This window comes from Sphingomonas sp. GW822-FHT03G08, from assembly GCF_058801135.1.
Map to the genome: position 1 here is coordinate 1,739,786 of NZ_JBXAMZ010000001.1, position 16,799 is coordinate 1,756,584.

A 16,799-nucleotide genomic window follows, 5' to 3' on the forward strand; every position below is an offset into this window, starting at 1 on the left:
CGGAATCCTATTCCATAACCAACCGCCATGCCGCGCCCTGCAAATCGCGCCCCGACGCGACTCCGCAGGAGTCCGCGAGTCGCGTCAAACCGACGAAGCGAATCACACGCGCGACGAACTGAGTCGTCGCTGGATTCACACGATTCGCCGATTCCGATACAAAGCCCGCACAGCCAAATTTTCCATTTTCGGCAGCGCGTTGCGCGGCCCGATGGTTAACGTCACCGCTCTCCGCCGGAATGGTGAATCGTTAACTCTCTTTCATGGTAAAGCAGCTTTTCATCCTTCGAGAACCGCAGCATAGTTGCCTCATCGGCCGGACGTAGCGGCCAGAGCAAAGGGGCATCAGGGGTGACTGCACTTTCCCGTTTTCCGCGGTTCTTCGTGACGAGCCCCTCGCCCTGCCCCTATCTGCCGGGCCGCCAGGAGCGGAAGATCTTCACCGAATTGTCGGGATTGCATGCGGGCGAGCTGAACGATGCGCTGGGCCGCATCGGCTTCCGCCGGAGCCAGTCGGTCGCCTATCGCCCGAGCTGCGCGGGCTGCACCGCCTGCGTCTCGGTCCGCGTCGTCGCCGACGAGTTCCAGCCCAACGCCACCCAGCGCAAGCTGCTGCGCCGCCACTCGGACCTGGAAATCACCGCCTGCAAGCCCTGGGCGACCGAGGAGCAGTTCGCGCTGCTCCACCGCTATCTGAGCGCCCGCCATCCGGGCGGCGGCATGGCGACGATGGACGAGAACGACTATGCCGACATGGTCGAGCAGTCGCCGGTCAGCTCCTATGTGATCGAATATCGCGAGCCCTCGGTGAATGGCGAGCGCGGCCGGCTGGTCGGCGCCTGCATCACCGACCAGCAGGCCGATGGCCTGTCGATGATCTACAGCTTCTTCCTGGCCGATGACGAAAGCCGCCCGGGCCTGGGCAATTTCATCATCATGGAGCACATCCTGCGCAGCCAGGCCGCCGGCCTGCCCTATGTCTATCTCGGCTATTGGGTGAAGGGCAGCGAGCGCATGGCGTACAAGACGCGCTATCGCCCGATGGAAGCGCTCGGCCCCAATGGCTGGACCCTGCTGGAGGACGAGGACATGGCGATCGCCATGCCGGTGCCGGCGAACGCGGCGGCCTTCGCCTGATCTCTGACCTTGATCCCAGCTGTTCCCCGGCGAAAGCCGGGGCCCAGGCTTTCTCTGCCGTCTCGCTTGTGACCCTGGGCCCCGGCTTTCGCCGGGGAACGGTTTAGGGGAACGCCCGGCCTATTCCTCAACCCCGAGCTGATCGACGTGCAGGTCCACGTCGAGCTGTTCCTGTCCGTGCCCGATCCGCATGCCGCCGGTGGCCGCCGCACTGCTCGCGTCGAGCCCGATCGCGACGCGGACATAGCTCTCGTCGGGGCTGAGCCCCGTCGACGGATCGAAGCCGACCCAGCCGAGGCCCTCGACATAAGCCTCCGTCCAGGCGTGGGGCGCCGAACGCGCCGCCTCTTCCGCGCGATAGCCCGAGACATAGCGCGCCGGCACCGACAGGCCCCGCGCCGCGGCGATGAACATCTGGGCGACGTCGCGCGAGCTGACCTTGCGGCTGCCCTCAAAGGCCTTGGCCGCGGTGCAGCCGGCATCGGGCAGATCGGGCACGCAGGGGAAGCGCCCGCGCAGCGCGGCATTGAGCCGGTGAAGCTGCTCGAGCCCGTCACTGCCCGTGCCGATACTATCCGACGCAAAGGCAAACAGCGCGTCGCTGGACTTGGTGCGCGGGGTGGTGCGCAGATAGAAGAGCGGCGGCAGCGGCTCCATGCTGCCACGGATCACGCCACTGGACTCGCTGGTGAGCACTTCACCGGTGACGGTGATATCGAGTTCCTCAAGCGGCCCTTCGGCATAGAGCATCGTCACGGAATTTCCGAAGCCGTCGGTCGCGTCGCGCAGGCGGGCGTCGCAATCCACCCCGACCAGCCAGCTCACCACCGTCTGGTCCTGCGTGTCGCAGGGGGTGAGGCGCAGCATCTGGACCACGCGCGCCTGGGGCTCGCTGAACCGGTAATGCGTCCTGTGTTCGATCGCGATCCGCATCAGATGAACCTGAACTGCCGGGCGATCGCGCCGTCGAGCAGGGCATTCTCGCTCACAAATGCTTCGAGATGCTCGTGCAGGCCGGAGACGATCACGTCATGGGTCTTGGTTTTCTGAAGCCGCGCCATGCGGGCGCGGGCCATGCGATCGGCCTCGCCCTGCAGCCCGGTGCGCTTGGCCAGCGCATTGAGCAAAGCGACGACTTCCTCGATGCACGCGGCCAGGCTGCGCGGCAGCTCGGCACGGCTGATCAGCAGGTCGATCACATTGGCGGGCTGGAGCCCGTCATTGTAGAGCCAGCGATAGGCGTTCACGGCGGAGACGGTCTGCAGGATCGTGTTCCACTGGTCCCGGTCGACCACGCCGCCCACTTCCTCGTCCGCCGGCAGCAGCAGGTGATATTTCACATCGACCAGCCGGGCGGTGTTGTCCGCGCGCTCGATCGCGGCGCCGAGCTGGATCAGCAGGGTCGCTTCGTTGCGCATCATCCGGTGGGTTGCGCCTTCGAAGCCGCGCGTCTCGCCCTTGACCTGTTCGAGCAGGCTGAGCGTCGCCGTCGAGCCCCCGGTGGTCTGGCGGTTCTGGAAGAGCAGCCAGGCGCGGTTGATCGCGGTCCAGGCCTCGCGGGTGAGCGCGGTACGCACGGCACGGGCATTGTTGCGCGCCATGTCGAGGCAGCGGACGATCGAGCCGGGATGGCTGTCGTCGAGCGTGAGGAAGCGCGCGACGTTCTGCTGGTTGATGTCCAGCCCGGTCGCGGCGAATGCCTCGTCGGTATAGGTCACGGCGAGTGCGCTCTGCCATGCCGCCTCGCCGGCCGGACGGGTGGAGAGCGCGTCGAGACGGATCGTAGCCTCGACCAGCCGGGCGATGAAGTCGGCGCGCTCGAGATAGCGGCCAAGCCAGTAGAGCGCGGCGGCGGTGCGGGAGAGCATCAGCATCGCGTCATGCTCCGTCGTCGAGCAGCACGAAGCTGTCCTTGGTGCCGCCGCCCTGGCTGGAATTGACCACCAGCGAGCCTTCGCGAAGGGCCACCCGGGTGAGCCCGCCCGGCGCCACGCGGACGCCGTCGCTGCCGGTGAGGACGAACGGGCGGAAATCGACATGGCGCGGGGCCAGCCCCTGCTCGACCAACGTCGGCACGGTGGAGAGCGCCAGCGTCGGCTGCGCGATATAGCGATGCGGCTCGGCGATCAGCGCGGCGCGGAACTCCTCGATCTGCTGCTTCGTCGCGGTCGGGCCGACGAGCATGCCGTAGCCGCCCGATCCGTCGACCAGCTTCACCACCAGATCGGCGAGGTTATCGAGGACGTATTTCAGCGCCTGCGGCTCGCGGCACCGGTACGTCTCGACATTGGGCAGCTTGGCCTCCCCGCCCGAATAGAAGCGGACGATCTCGGGCATGTAGCTGTAGATTGCCTTGTCGTCGGCGATGCCGTTGCCCGGCGCGTTGAGGATCGCGACGTTGCCGGCGCGGTATGCCGCCATGATGCCGGGCACGCCGAGCATCGAATCCGGGCGGAAGACCAGCGGATCGAGGAAATCATCGTCGATGCGGCGATAGATGACGTCGACCTTCACCCGGCCGGCGATCGTCTGCATCCAGACGACATCGTCATCGACCACCAGGTCTGCCGCCTCGACCAGCTCGACGCCCATCGAGTCCGCCAGGAAACTATGCTCGTAATAGGCCGAGTTGAAATGGCCCGGGGTCAGCACGACGCAGACCGGGCGAGGATTGTTGCCCGGCGCCACCGACTGCATGGTCCGCAGCAGCATGTCCGGATAACTGTCCACCGGCGCCACCCGGAAATCGCGGAACAGCTCGGGGCAAAGCCGGATCATCGCCTCGCGATTCTCCAGCATGTACGACACGCCGGAGGGGGTGCGGGCATTGTCCTCCAGCACATAAAACTGGTCCGGACCGGTGCGAACCAGGTCGATCCCGCAGATATGCGCCCAGACGCCGTGCGGCGGGCGGACACCGTCCACCTCGGCGCGGAACTGGTCGTTGAGATAGATCAGCTCGGGCGGGATGATGCCCTCTTTCAGGATCCGCCGCTCGCCGTAAATGTCCTCGAGAAAGGCGTTGATCGCCTCCACACGCTGGACCAGCCCTTCCGAAAGCCGCTGCCATTCGCCGGCGAGGAACACGCGCGGGACGATGTCGAACGGGATGATCCGCTCCGCCGCGTCGCTGTCGCCATAGACGGCGAAGGTGATGCCCAGCTGGCGGAATGCGGCTTCGGCGGATTGCTGGCGGCGCTGCAGCTCCGCAGCCTCCGTATCGACCAGCCATTGCGAAAGCGCAGCAAACTCGGCGCGCGGACGCTCAGGCCCGCCATGCCCCCAGATTTCGTCGAACGCCCCCGCTGCCGCCATGCGCCTCCCAAGTGCCGGAAAGACCGACAAGTTCCATGCTGCAACGCTTTGTTGCGTTGCACAAGGGGGCAGACGCTATGCCGTCAGCTCGCGTATTTGACGCTGCAGCCATAGGGCCGCGTCTCGGGCACCGATACCGGCTTGCCCGCCCGCATCTCGGCCAGCGCCGCCAGCACATGGTTGCGGGCGCCCGCGATGTCCGCGACATCGGCGGTCGGCTTGTCGTCGATCCCGCCCTTGTAGGCGAGCTGGCCCTTGCCATCGATGATGTAGAGGTGCGGCGTCGTCTTGGCGCCATAGCCCTTGCCGACCAGTCCCTTGGGATCGAGCAGATAAGCGGTGGGCTTCGCCTTGGCGCCGGCGACGAACTTCTGCGCTTCCGGCCCGCTCATATTGCCCTGCTGGCCGGGCGCGCTCGAATTGATCGTCAGCCACACCACGCCCTGCGCCGTCGCCGCGGCCTGGGTCTTCTGCATGTTGCCGCTGCCATAATGCTTCTTCACGAAGGGGCAGCCGGGGTTGTTCCACTCGAGCACCACCGTCCTGCCGCGATACTGGCTGAGGTCGACGACCTTGCCGTGCATTTCCAGGGCGCGGAAATTGGGGACGGCCTTGGCGACATCGGGCTCGGCCAGCAGCGGGGCGGCGACCAGGGCGGCGGCGGCGATTGCGGTTCCGAACAGGACAGGACGAGTCATGGTTGCGCTCCTCTTCTGGTCCCCCGCCCCTATTATTTCCCGGCGGCCAGGTCCTGCAGCATGCCCTGGGTAAGGATCTGGGGCAGGACTCGCGGCTCGGCCTCGCCGGGCTTGTACCACAGATAGAGCGGCACGCCCGCACGATTGTGCCGTTCGATGAAGCGGCCGAGCACGGGATCGCCATCGGTCCAGTCGCCGACCAGCACGGTGACCTTGTTGTCGGCCAACGCCCTTTCGACGGCTTCGGTCTCGATCACCGCCTTCTCGTTGACCTTGCAGGTGAGGCACCAGTCGGCGGTGAAATAGGCGAAGACCGGCTTGCCCTGCGCGGTCAGCTCGGCAAGCCGCGCCTCGCTGAACTTCTCCCCGCCGGATACCGTCCTGGTCTCCGCGGGTGCGGCCCGGACCCATGCGATGGAGCTGATAGCGATTAGCAATAGCGCCGCCGCCGGCAGCCAGGCGAGCGCCTTGCCCCGCCGCTGGCGCAGGCCCGTCCACCACAGGCCGAGCGTCGCGAGCAGCGCCGCGGCGAGGCCGAGCGTCATGCCCGATACGCCCGCCTGCTTGCCCAGCACCCAGGCGAGCGCCAGCGCGGTGAGGAACATCGGCACCGACAGGATACGCCGCAGCGTCTCCATCCAGGCGCCCGGCCTGGGCAGAAGGCGGCGGAGCGGCGGGATGAAACCGAGCAGCAGGAAGGGCAGCGCGATGCCGAGCCCGAGCCCGCCGAACACCGCAAGCGCCGCCGGCCAGGGCAGCACCAGCGCCGCGCCGAGCGCCGCGCCCATGAACGGCCCGGTGCAGGGCGTCGCGACGAACGCCGCGAGCGCGCCGGTCATGAAGGCGCCGCCGGTGCCCTTCGACGCGGCACGATTGACGAAGCCGGGGGCCGACAGCTCGAACAGCCCGGCAAGGTTGAACGAGATGCCGGTGACGAGCAGCAGCAGCACCAGGATCACGCGCGGATCCTGCAGCTGGAACGCCCAGCCGAGCGTCGCCCCGCCGGCCCTGAGCGCGAGCAGCGCCCCGCCCAGCGCCAGGCAGACCAGCACCACGCCGGCGGTATAGGCCAAAGCCTCGGCGCGCGGGCTGCCGCCCTCGGCATTGGCCTTGGCGAGGCTCAGCGCCTTGAGGCTGAGGATCGGAAAGACGCAGGGCATGATGTTGAGGATCAGGCCGCCCAGCACCGCGCCGAGAAAGGCGAGCACCGCGCCGCTCCATGGCAGCTGCGCAGCCGGCGCGGCTGCGCTGGCCGGCGGTACGGTGCCGGGCACGGCCTTCACCCAGAAGCCCTGCTTGCCGAAGGCCAGCAGCCCCTCGATCGGCCCCACCGACTTCAGACCCGCGGTATCGACGACCACCCGGTCGCCGTCGCGCACCACCTTCTGGGCAGCGGCATAGTCGAAGGCGCCGTGGGTGGCGGGGAAGAAATAGCCCTCGCCTTCCGTCCTGGCGGCGGCGGGGAACGGCACGGCGAGGCGCAGCGCCTTGCCCTGCACCTGATAGGTCCCCTCGGCACCCAGCGGCTTGGGCAATACCGCGCGCCAGGCATCGAACTGGGCGCGGCGATCGGGCGAGACGCTGCCGTCGCCGATCTGGAGGTCGGTCGCCAGGTCCGCCTTGCCCGGCACGCAGATCGCATCGGTGCAGACCAGGTAGTTGAGCTTCACCCGCACCGGGAAGGCGCCCTTGGCATCGGCCGGGATCTTGAGCGTCACCAGCGGCGCGAACGGCCCCTCATACACATAGTTCATCAGGCCCGCGATCGTCAGCCGCTGCGGCACCGGATAGCGGAACTCGCCGGTGGTCGCGCCCTTGGGCAGCGTCCATTCTGCACGCGCCGGCAGACCGGCATCGCCGGGGTTGAGCCAATAGGCGTGCCAGCCCTTCTCGGGCACCGAAGCGAAGGCCAGCATGACCTCGCTGCCGGGCGCGGGATGGTCGCTTTCGGCGAGCAGTGCGATCTTCACATGCTGCTCGCCCGGCGGCTGGGCTATCGCCACGCCGGAAAACAACCACAGCATCAACGCCATCAATCCGAAACGAACCGCCGTCATGGAGCGTCCTTGCCGTGGAAGAGCTGTTGGCCCAATAGCATCACGGCAGGATTTGCACACGCCGGAGGTGGCCCAAGCATGAAGTCGTTCCGTCCGCTCGCGGCAGCAGCCGCGCTGCTCGCCGCATCCCCGCTCGCCGCGCAGGAGACGCCGCCGACCCAGACCGTGCCCGCCGAAGCGCCGCGCGCCGCGCCATCGCTCGTCGTGGTGATCTCGGTCGACCAGTTCTCGGCCGATCTGTTCGCGGAATATCGCGCGCAGTTCAGCTCGGGCCTGGCCCGGCTGATGACCGGCGCGGTCTTCCCCTCCGGCTATCAGAGCCATGCGGCGACCGAGACCTGCCCGGGCCACTCGACGATCCTGACCGGCGATCATCCGTCGAAGACCGGCATCATCGCCAATGACTGGACCGATTTCAACGCGCCGCGCGAGGACAAGACGGTCTATTGCGCCGAGGACGAGAGCGTCCCCGGCAGCAACTCGAACAACTACACCGTCTCGGACAAGCATCTGAAGGTGCCGACGCTGGGCGAGTGGATGAAGCTTGCCGATCCGGCGAGCCGCGTCGTCTCGGTGGCGGGCAAGGACCGCGCCGCGGTGATGATGGGCGGCCACAAGACCGACGAGATCTGGTGGTGGAACGGCAAGGCGTTCGTCTCCTATGCCGGCCGCGCCGAGCCGGCGATGGTCACCCGCATGAACGCGAACGTGACCAAGCGGATCAACGAAGCGCAGGGGCCGCTTGACCTGCCGCCCTTCTGCCAGGCTCGCAGCCGTGCCTTCCAGCTCAACCCGACCCGCAGTGCCGGCGCCGGCCGCTTCGCGCGCGCCGCGGGCAACAGCACCGCCTTCCGCGCCTCGCCCGAGTTCGACGAGGCGATCGTGGCGACCGCCGCCGGCCTCGCCAGCGACATGAAGCTCGGCCAGTCGGGCCATACCGACCTGCTGATCGTCGGCGCCTCGGCCACCGACTATGTCGGCCACACGCTGGGCACCGAAGGCAGCGAGATGTGCCTGCAGCTGCTCTCGCTCGACCAGACCCTGGGCAAGCTGTTCGCCGTGCTCGACAAGACCGGCGTCGACTATGCCGTAGCGCTGACCGCCGACCATGGCGGCCACGACTTCCCCGAGCGCAACCGCGAGCACGCCGCGCCGATGGCCGCACGCGTCTCCAAGGAGCTGAGCGCGAAGGCGATGGGTCTGGCGATCGGCCAGGCGCTGGGCATCAAGGGCCCGGTGCTGGTCGGCGGCAATTCGGGCGACGTCTGGTTCTCGCCCGACCTGAGCAAGGCGGACCGCGTCCGCGTGCAGGCCGAGGCGATCAAGCGCTACATGGCCAATCCGCAGGTCGAAGCCGTGTTCACCCGCGCCCAGATCGCGGCGACGCCGATCGTCCACACCCCGCCCGAGACCTGGACCCTGCTCGAGCGCGCCCGTGCCTCGTACGATCCGCAGCGCTCGGGCGACCTGGTGATCGCGCTCAAGCCGCGCGTCACCCCGATCGCCGGCACCGAGGGCGGCTCGATCGCCACCCATGGCAGCTTCTGGGACTATGATCGCCGCGTGCCGATCCTGTTCTGGCGCAAGGGCATGACCGGCTTCGAGCAGCCGCTGTCGGTGGAGACCGTGGACATCGCCCCGACGCTGGCGGCGCTGATCCATGTGCCGGTGCCGGTGGAGATCGACGGCCGCTGTCTCGACCTGGATGCCGGCCAGGGCGATAGCTGCAAGTGAAATGAAGAAGGGCTCGCGAGGTTCGCGAGCCCTTTCCTTTTCTGCTCCGTCACCCTGAACTTGTTTCAGGGTCCAACGCACCTCAGGCGATATGGCTCGTGGAGCGTTGGATGCTGAAACAAGTTCAGCATGACGTTTCGATTTACCGCCGCCGCTCGAAGATGCGGATGCCTGGCCCCAGGTCGTTCTGCCCGAGCGGTCCCACCTGCCCGGTGAAGTCCGCCACGAACGCCGGATTGCCCGGGGCGCCCGGTGCCAGTGTCGCGGTATTCCCTTCGATGCGCAGGCCCGTCGACGGATAGGTCCGTCCCTCCGCCGCGACCACGATCAGGCCCGAGCTGTTCTCCTTGCGCGGCCCCTGGACGAAGGTGTTGCCGGCGATCAGCCCGGTGCCGCCCTCGCTCAGGTCGATCATGTAGTTGGTCTTGTTGCCCTTCGAATCATCGAAGCTGTTGCCGGTGATCGTCACCCGGCGCGCGCGCAGCTTGACGTAATGGCCGCCGGTGCCGCGCTCGAAGCGCGAATTGGTGACGACCACGTCGCCGTCCACCGCCAGATAGATCGAATGGCTGCAATTCTCGGTCTCGCACTGGCCGAGGCCGGCGAAGGTCGTGTGATCGATCGTGATCCGGTGCACCGTCTCGTGACCGCCGCCGAGAATGCCTTCCTGGCTGTCGAGGAACATCGAGTTGGTGACGGTCAGGTCGCCCATCTCGATGCGGATGCCGGCGCCATTGCCGTCGGGCACCGAGAAGCCGCGAAAGACGATACCATCGACCACCGATCCGCGACCGCGCAGCACGAAGGCGGCCTTTTCCTCGCACACCTGGTTCTCGAAGATCGCGGTGCCGGGCTGGACCGCCTTGAAGGTGATCTTGCCGCCGGTCTGCACCGTGCAGTCATGATAGGTGCCGGGCGCGATCAGGATCGTCGCCGTGCCGTCGCGCACGGCATTCACCGCATCATCGAGCTTGGCAAAGCCCTGCCCGGTCTCGGCGATCACGAAGGGCGCGCGCTGCTGCTGGGCGGCGGCGGGCGCGGCGATGAGCACGAGGGCGGCGAGGATCGGCATGCGCATGTACAGGGTATGCGCCGGGAGGCGTTAAATCTCCCCTTATCGTCATCCCGGCTTTCGCCGGGATGACGGTTGAGGGCGAGGTAACGGCTATTTGAGCGTCTTGATGATGCCCGAGAAGTCGAGACCGGCGCCGTCGCCGTCGACGAACGCCTGGTAGAGTTCCTCCGCCCGGGTTCCCATCGGCACGTTCGCGCCGACGCTCGCCGCCGCCTCCAAAGCCAGCTTGAGGTCCTTGAGCATCAGCGGTGCCGCGAACCCGCCCTGATAGTCGCGATCGGCCGGGCTTTCGGGACCGACGCCGGGGACAGGGCAGTAGCTCGTCATCGACCAGCTCTGGCCCGAACTGACCGAGGCGATGTCGTAGAAGCGCTGGGCGTCGAGCCCCAGTTTCTCCGCCAGCGCAAAGGCTTCGCAGGTGGCAACCATCGTCGCGCCGAGGATCATGTTGTTGCAGATCTTCGCGCCCTGTCCCGCCCCGCTGGCACCGGCATGGATCACTGCCTTGCCCATGTCCGCCAGGAACGGCTCGGCGCGGCCGAACGCCTGTTCGGTGCCGCCGACCATGAAGGTGAGCGTGCCGGCGTTGGCCGCGGCGATCCCGCCCGAGACCGGCGCATCGACTGCCATCAGTCCCCGCGCGGTCGCCGCCTCGGCCACGCGGCGAGCAGTGTCGACGTCGATCGTCGAGCAGTCGATCAGGATCGCGCCGGGTGCGGCATGATCGAGCAGTACGTCGGCATAGGTGGCTTCCACATGCTTGCCGGCGGGCAGCATGGTGATCACCGCCTCGGCTCCGTCCACCGCCTCGACGGCGCTGGCAGCAGGCAGGCAGCCCGCTGCCCTGGCCTTGTCGAGCGCATCCTGGCTCAGGTCAAAGGCGCGGACGTCATGCCCCTTCCTCGCAAGGTTCGCGGCCATGCCGCCACCCATATTGCCCAGGCCGATAAATGCTACGCGTGCCACTTGGTCTTCCTCTCTCTAAATTCGTCATCCCGTCCCGGCGCAGGCCGGGGCGGGATCTCGTGCGGCTCTTTTCCTGCCTTCTCCTGAGACCCCGGCTTTCGCCGGGGTGACGACTATATCCTTTACTTCCCGGTCCAGTTCCCCGGGCGCTTCTCGACGAACGCCGTCATGCCTTCCTTCTGGTCGGCGGTGCCGAACAGCGCGTGGAACAGCCGGCGCTCGAAGGCGACGCCCTGGGCCAGGCTGGTTTCAAAGGCGGCGTTGACCATCTCCTTGTTGGCCAGCACCGCGAGCGGCGCCATCGAGGCGATCGCCTGAGCCGTCTTCACCGCTTCCTCGACCAGCTCCGCAGCCGGCAGGATGCGGCTGACCAGCCCGGCGCGCTCGGCCTCGGCCGCGTCCATCATCCGGCCAGTGAGGCACATCTCCATCGCCTTGGCCTTGCCGACGGCACGCGTAAGCCGCTGCGAGCCACCCATGCCGGGCGAGACCGCGAGCTTGATCTCGGGCTGGCCGAACTTGGCGTTATCCCCGGCCAGGATGAAATCGCACATCATCGCCAGCTCGCAGCCGCCGCCCAGCGCATAGCCGGAAACCGCGGCGATGATCGGCTTGCGGGTGCGGGTGAACACGTCCCAGCCGGCGAAGAAGTCATGACCGTACATGTCGGCAAAGCCCTGGGCCTGCATCTCCTTGATGTCGGCGCCGGCGGCAAAGGCCTTCTCGCTGCCGGTGATAACCGCGCAGCCCTGTGACGCATCGGCGTCAAACGCCTTCATCGCGTCGAGCAGCTCGGACAGGATCTGGCTGTTGAGCGCATTGAGCGCCTGCGGCCGGTTGAGAGTGACGAGCGTCGCGGCACCGCGCTGCTCGACGAGGATGGTTTCGTAATTGGCCACTTTGCTACTCCGTCATTCCCGCGAAGGCGGGAATCCATTCTTCCCGCAGATGATAATGGATCCCCGCCTTCGCGGGGATGACGATTAGAGAGGCGCCCATGCTTCGCCTTCCGGCAGCGGCGCGAAGATCGCATCGAGCATCGCGTCGCTGACGCCCTCGAGCGTAGCCGGCTTCCATTGCGGCGCATTGTCCTTGTCGACAATCAGCGCACGAACGCCCTCGATGAAGTCATGGCTCTGCGCGACGCGGCCGCCAATGGCGTATTCCTGTGCCATCTCGTCCGCAAAGCTGGCCTTCGCACGGCCTTCCCGGACGAGGCGGAGCGAGACCTTCATGGATTGCGGCGACTTGGTACGCAGCGTCGCGAGCTGGGCAGCAGCCCATTCGCCGCCATCGGCCTCGAGCGCGGAGAATACACCCTCCACCGTATCGGCAGCGAAGAGGCGATCGATCGCCTCACGGTGGGCGGCGATGCGCGGCTCCGGCGCCGGGATCGCCAGTTCTGCCAGGATCGCTTCAACCGCTGCCGGATCCCCCGCTATGCGTGCCTTGGCCTCTTCCAGTGCCTCGGCGGGCAGATAATGGCTGGCGAGGCCGAGCGCGACACACTCGGCGCCGTCGAGCCGGCGGCCGGTCAGCGCCAGATACTCGCCGGTCTTCCCGGGCAGGCGCGACAGATACCAGCCGCCGCCCACGTCCGGGAACAGGCCGATCCCGGTCTCGGGCATGGCGAACTTGGTGTTCTCGGTCGCGACGCGGTATTTCGCAGGCTGCGAGATACCGACGCCGCCGCCCATGGTGATGCCGTCCATGAACGCCACGATCGGCTTTTCGCAGGTGAACATCGCATGGTTGAGCTGGTACTCGGTGCGGAAGAATTCCCGCGCCGCAACGCCGTCGCTTGCGCCACTCTCGGCGATCATGCGGATATCGCCGCCGGCACAGAAACCCCTGCCCTCGGCATGATCGACCAGCACGATCCCGATCGCCGGATCATCGCGCCATGCCGCCAGGGCTTCGAGCATCGCTGCGCACATGCCGGTGTTGAGTGCGTGGATCGCCTTGGGCCGGTTGAGCCGGATGCGGCCAGCCTTGCCTTCGGTCTGGATCAGAACATCGTCGGTCACTGGCGGGTAAGCTCCCGGCCGACGATCATCCGCATCACCTGGTTGGTGCCCTCGAGGATCGAGTGGACGCGCAGGTCGCGCCAGAAGCGCTCGATCGGATAGTCCATCAGATAGCCATAGCCGCCATGCAGCTGGAGCGCGCGATCGACCACCGAGCTGCCGGTGTCGGTGGCGAAGCGCTTGGCCATCGCGGCGAACTTGGTCTTGTCGGGCGCGCCCGCGGTTACCTTGGCGGCGGCGAGATAGAGGAGCGCGCGGGCGGCCTCGAGTTCGGTCGCCATGTCGGCCAGCACGAACTGGGTGTTCTGGAAGTCCGCGATCGGCTTGCCGAACTGCTGGCGGTCCTTGGTGTACTTCACTGCCTCGTCGAGGCAGCGCTGGGCGCCGCCAAGCGAGCAGGCGCCGATGTTGAGGCGGCCACCGTCCAGCCCCATCATCGCGAAGCGGAAACCTTCGCCCTCGCCACCGACGCGGTTCGAGACCGGCACGCGGACATCCTCGAACGTCACCTGGCGCGTCGGCTGCGAATGCCAGCCGAGCTTGCGCTCATTGGCGCCGAAGGACACGCCCGGCATGTCCTTCTCGATCACCAGGCAGGAAATGCCCTTGGGGCCTTCCTCGCCGGTGCGGACCATGGTGACGTAGATCTCGTTCTCGCCGGCACCCGAGATGAACTGCTTCGATCCATTGACGACATAATGATCGCCGTCGCGCACCGCCCGCGTCTTGAGCGCGGCGGCATCCGAGCCCGATGACGGCTCGGTCAGGCAATAGCTCGCGATCCGCTCCATCGTGATCAGCGACGGGAGGTACTTCGCCTTGAGCTCGGCGCTGGCGAAGGTGTCGATCATCCAGCTCGCCATGTTGTGGATCGAGATGAACGCGCTGGTCGAGGGGCAGCCATAGGCCATCGCTTCCATGATCAGCGCTGCCTCGAGCCGGCCGAGGCCGATGCCGCCGCTTTCCTCCGAGACGTAGATCGAAGCGAAGCCCAGCTCGGCCGCCGCCTTGATCGTGTCGCGCGGGAAGATGTGCTTCTCGTCCCACTCCGCCGCATGCGGGGTGATCGCATCGGCAGTGAATTTCCGCGCCATCTCCTGGATGGCGAGCTGGTCGTCGGTAAGGTCGAACTGGGTCATTGTGCTTTCTCGTGCAGCACCCGCTCGGCAAAGAGCGGGTTGGCGATCTTCAGGTCATTGCGGTCGTAATAGCGGGGCGGCGGGATCTTCTTCTCCCAGGCCATCTGCTCGGTCAGCGTGCCGTTGGTCCAGGGCACCTCGGGCATCGCCAGGTAGATCGGATCGGCATAGGCCAGGTCCGGCGTGATGATCTCCCAGCCGTCGCGGCGCAGCGCGTCGATCAGGTCGCCGATGAACAGCGCGGCGATGTCGGTCTCGTGGAGCAGCATCACATGCGCGGGCGAGCGGCCGATCGTCTTGATCGCCAGCTCGTCGGCGAAGTCGGCGGCTTTCACATGGCTCTCGACATAGAGATCGCGCAGGCCCTCCATGTCGATCGTCTTGCCCGCCTTCTTCGCCGCGATCGTCAGTCCCTCGATATTCCAGTCAGACGCCTCGGCAGTGACATGGCCGTTGCGGATGCCGCGTGCGGCCAGGCCGGCGCGGACGGCGGCGACCTTGGCCTTGTCCGGCCCGCCTTCGTCGAGGAAGGGGAAGCGCAGCCAGCGCCGCGAATTGGGCTGCTTGTCCAGCCAGGCCTGCGCCTTGCCGACCTGGTCGAGGAACTCCTCGGCGCTCACCTTGGACAGATGCGGGTGCAGCCAGGTGTGGTTGGCAAGCACATTGCCCGCGGCGACATAGGCACGGATGCGGCGCATCGCGGCCTTGCCCGCGGCGCCATTGTCGATCCGGCCCGGATTGAGGAACAGCGCGACCTGGCTGACCCCGCGCGAGCGCAGCACCGCGATCAGCTTGCGCGTGCGCTCGTCCTCGCTGAGGAAGGCGCCGGCACCGCGCGGCACATCGTCGAAGCTGAATGCGATCCGCTTGGCCGCCGCCTGCACGGGCTGCGCGCCGGCGTTCGACACCGGATCGGCCCGCACGGCCAGCATCAGCGCGCCGATGAATAGCAGCAGCCGGATCATTCGCTTCTCCCCTTCGAGGACGGCACCAGCCTAACCGATCCGGCACCCGCCTGTCGCGCCACAAGGGCACGGCCTGCGTCCCGGATCGGCGCGGCCGATCAGCCCATCGTCGGGATGATGAAGGCGCTGTCGCCCGTACCGCCGCCATCGGGCCAGCGCTGGGTGATCGTCTTCACCTTGGTCCAGAACTTCACGCCTTCCATGCCGTGCTGGTTGGTGTCGCCGAAGGCCGAGCGCTTCCAGCCGCCAAAGGTGTGATAGGCGACCGGTACCGGGATCGGCACGTTGATGCCGACCATGCCGACATTGACGCGCGCGGCGAACTCGCGGGCCGCGTGGCCGTTGCGCGTGAAGATGGCGACGCCGTTGCCGTACTGGTGATCGCTCGGCAGCCTGAGCGCGGTCTCGAAGTCCGGTGCGCGGACGATCTGGAGCACGGGTCCGAAAATCTCTTCCTTGTACGCCTGCATGTCCGGCGTGACGCGGTCGAACAGGCTCGGGCCGATGAAGAAGCCCTGTTCATGGCCCTGGAGCTGGAAGCCGCGGCCATCGACGACGAGCTCGGCGCCTTCATCGACGCCGGTCTGGATCCAGTTCTCCACGCGCTGCTTGTGCGCGGCATTCACGACCGGGCCGTAATGCGCCTCGGCATCGGTGCTGACACCAACACGCAGCGCCTCGATCGCCGGGATCAGCTTCTCGCGCAGCGCATCGGCGGTCTTGTCGCCGACCGGGACGACCACCGGCAGTGCCATGCAGCGCTCGCCGGCCGAGCCGAAGGCGGCGCCGGAGAGATCGGCGACGACCTGGTCGAGATCGGCATCGGGCATGACGATGCCGTGGTTCTTCGCGCCGCCCATCGCCTGGACGCGCTTCCCGGCCTCGACGCCGCGGCGATAGACATAATGGGCGATGTCCGACGAGCCGACGAAGCTCACCGCCGAGATCGCCGGATGGTCGAGGATCGCGTCGACCATTTCCTTGTCGCCGTGCACGACCTGGAGGATGCCCTCGGGCGCGCCCGCTTCAAGCATCAGCTCGGCAAGGCGAACCGGCACGCTGGGATCGCGCTCGGAGGGCTTGAGGATGAAGGCATTGCCGCAGGCGATGGCGACGCCGAACATCCACATCGGGATCATCGCCGGGAAGTTGAACGGGGTGATTCCCGCGCCGATGCCGAGCGGCTGGCGCATCGAATAGACGTCGATGCCGGGGCCCGCGCCCTGAGTGTACTCGCCCTTGAGGACATGCGGGATGCCGCAGGCGAACTCGATCACCTCCAGGCCGCGCTGGATATCGCCCTTGGCATCGGCGATCACCTTGCCATGCTCGGAGCTGAGCAGGTGCGCCAGATCGTCCATGTTCTTCTCGACCAGCGCCTTGAAGGCGAACATCACGCGGGCGCGGCGCTGCGGGTTGGTCGCGGCCCAGCCGGGCTGGGCGGCCTGGGCGGCGGCGATCGCCTTGTCGAGATCGGCCTGGCCGCCGAGCTGGACCTGCGCCTGTACCTGGCCGGTATTCGGGTTGAACACCTCGCCGGTCCGGGCACCCGCGCCGCCGTTATGGCCGACGATGACATGGTCGATGTTACGCACCATATTTCTCCTGCTTCGGGCTCTTGCGGCCCGACTCACTGTGTAATTTAATTACGCAGTGGCACAAGAAACAGTCGCTGTCACGCGCCGC

At 67.2% G+C, this 16,799-nt stretch carries 14 protein-coding genes; 2 read left to right on the forward strand and 12 right to left on the reverse strand.

The window, feature by feature from the left end; all coding sequences use genetic code 11:
* The first annotated feature begins 351 nt into the window (after positions 1 to 351).
* The gene (locus AC1RJ5_RS07850; RefSeq protein WP_184169982.1) at positions 352 to 1,137 is read left to right on the forward strand and encodes an arginyltransferase; all 786 of its coding nucleotides are present in this window, start codon (positions 352 to 354) and stop codon (positions 1,135 to 1,137) included.
* Between the two features lie 120 nt (positions 1,138 to 1,257).
* On the opposite strand, the gene AC1RJ5_RS07855 is transcribed toward AC1RJ5_RS07850, so the two are convergent.
* The 5 genes from AC1RJ5_RS07855 to AC1RJ5_RS07875 form a co-directional block, all read right to left on the reverse strand.
* The gene (locus AC1RJ5_RS07855) at positions 1,258 to 2,070 is read right to left on the reverse strand and encodes a transglutaminase family protein (RefSeq protein ID WP_493112620.1); all 813 of its coding nucleotides are present in this window, start codon (positions 2,068 to 2,070) and stop codon (positions 1,258 to 1,260) included.
* Positions 2,070 to 3,005 carry an alpha-E domain-containing protein gene (locus AC1RJ5_RS07860; RefSeq protein WP_269576581.1) on the reverse strand — a complete coding sequence of 312 codons (936 nt, stop codon included), beginning with the start codon at positions 3,003 to 3,005 and terminating at the stop codon, positions 2,070 to 2,072. Before AC1RJ5_RS07860 ends, AC1RJ5_RS07855 begins: the two co-directional genes overlap by 1 nt.
* A 10-nt stretch (positions 3,006 to 3,015) precedes the next feature.
* The gene (locus AC1RJ5_RS07865) at positions 3,016 to 4,452 is read right to left on the reverse strand and encodes a circularly permuted type 2 ATP-grasp protein (RefSeq protein ID WP_342250952.1); all 1,437 of its coding nucleotides are present in this window, start codon (positions 4,450 to 4,452) and stop codon (positions 3,016 to 3,018) included.
* A gap of 83 nt (positions 4,453 to 4,535) precedes the next feature.
* The gene (locus AC1RJ5_RS07870) at positions 4,536 to 5,150 is read right to left on the reverse strand and encodes a redoxin domain-containing protein (protein ID WP_493112622.1); all 615 of its coding nucleotides are present in this window, start codon (positions 5,148 to 5,150) and stop codon (positions 4,536 to 4,538) included.
* A 32-nt stretch (positions 5,151 to 5,182) separates the two neighbouring features.
* Positions 5,183 to 7,174, reverse strand: a complete 1,992-nt coding sequence (locus tag AC1RJ5_RS07875) for a protein-disulfide reductase DsbD family protein (RefSeq protein WP_493112624.1) — start codon at positions 7,172 to 7,174, stop codon at positions 5,183 to 5,185.
* 111 nt (positions 7,175 to 7,285) lie between these two features.
* Here AC1RJ5_RS07875 and AC1RJ5_RS07880 point away from each other — a divergent pair, with 111 nt between their 5' ends.
* A complete protein-coding gene (locus AC1RJ5_RS07880; RefSeq protein WP_493112626.1) occupies positions 7,286 to 8,941 on the forward strand; it encodes an alkaline phosphatase family protein in 1,656 nt (551 codons plus the stop codon).
* A gap of 142 nt (positions 8,942 to 9,083) precedes the next feature.
* Here the strand turns inward: AC1RJ5_RS07880 and AC1RJ5_RS07885 are convergent, their stop codons facing one another.
* From AC1RJ5_RS07885 to AC1RJ5_RS07915, 7 genes are all read right to left on the reverse strand, one after another.
* Positions 9,084 to 10,019, reverse strand: a complete 936-nt coding sequence (locus tag AC1RJ5_RS07885; protein WP_269574395.1) for a right-handed parallel beta-helix repeat-containing protein — start codon at positions 10,017 to 10,019, stop codon at positions 9,084 to 9,086.
* Between the two features lie 87 nt (positions 10,020 to 10,106).
* Complete coding sequence (mmsB, locus tag AC1RJ5_RS07890; RefSeq protein WP_493112628.1) at positions 10,107 to 10,982, reverse strand: 3-hydroxyisobutyrate dehydrogenase; 876 nt, start codon at positions 10,980 to 10,982, stop codon at positions 10,107 to 10,109.
* Between the two features lie 122 nt (positions 10,983 to 11,104).
* On the reverse strand, positions 11,105 to 11,881 hold the full coding sequence (locus AC1RJ5_RS07895; RefSeq protein WP_493112630.1) for an enoyl-CoA hydratase: 777 nt from the start codon (positions 11,879 to 11,881) through the stop codon (positions 11,105 to 11,107).
* A gap of 84 nt (positions 11,882 to 11,965) precedes the next feature.
* The gene (locus AC1RJ5_RS07900; protein ID WP_493112632.1) at positions 11,966 to 13,009 is read right to left on the reverse strand and encodes an enoyl-CoA hydratase/isomerase family protein; all 1,044 of its coding nucleotides are present in this window, start codon (positions 13,007 to 13,009) and stop codon (positions 11,966 to 11,968) included.
* Positions 13,006 to 14,148 carry an acyl-CoA dehydrogenase family protein gene (locus AC1RJ5_RS07905; RefSeq protein ID WP_184170011.1) on the reverse strand — a complete coding sequence of 381 codons (1,143 nt, stop codon included), beginning with the start codon at positions 14,146 to 14,148 and terminating at the stop codon, positions 13,006 to 13,008. Before AC1RJ5_RS07905 ends, AC1RJ5_RS07900 begins: the two co-directional genes overlap by 4 nt.
* Positions 14,145 to 15,113: a polysaccharide deacetylase family protein gene (locus AC1RJ5_RS07910; protein ID WP_493112634.1), complete on the reverse strand. Its 969-nt coding sequence runs from the start codon at positions 15,111 to 15,113 to the stop codon at positions 14,145 to 14,147. The genes AC1RJ5_RS07905 and AC1RJ5_RS07910 overlap by 4 nt, the downstream gene beginning before the upstream one ends.
* 98 nt (positions 15,114 to 15,211) lie before the next feature.
* Positions 15,212 to 16,708, reverse strand: coding sequence for a CoA-acylating methylmalonate-semialdehyde dehydrogenase (locus AC1RJ5_RS07915; RefSeq protein WP_493112636.1), 1,497 nt, complete (start codon positions 16,706 to 16,708; stop codon positions 15,212 to 15,214).
* Positions 16,709 to 16,799: the final 91 nt, after the last annotated feature.